Here is a 332-nt window from a genome sequence, read left to right on the forward strand (position 1 = left end):
CCTCACCGCTCGGCTCGCCCGCGTCGGTGACGGCCGACCAGAAGGTCTGGTCGACGCGGGGCTCGCCCTCCACGTCCTCCTCGCCGATCTCGGAGCGGGCGACGAGCGCGCGATGCGTCGTCTCCGAGAACACGACGGTGATGGCCTCGCGCTCGCGCGACTCGATGGGCAGGTTCACGAAGACGACGTCGTCGCGCACGCGCACGGCGTCGTAGGGGTCGCTCAGCTCGCCGTCCGTGGCGAAGGCGCCGGTCGCGCTCCAGCGGGCGGTATCGGCGCCGAAGACCAGGTCGAGCCCGGAGCCGTCTTCGAGGACGAGGGAGAGGGAACGG

General features: G+C 72.3%; 1 protein-coding gene. It reads right to left on the reverse strand.

Going from position 1 to position 332, the window contains the following annotated elements:
* The coding region (locus AMS67_RS00015; protein WP_193787048.1) for a MoaF N-terminal domain-containing protein at nt 1-332 on the reverse strand (332 nt) is incomplete at both ends.

This window comes from Leucobacter japonicus (assembly GCF_001273855.1).
Lineage (GTDB): Bacteria > Actinomycetota > Actinomycetes > Actinomycetales > Microbacteriaceae > Leucobacter > Leucobacter japonicus.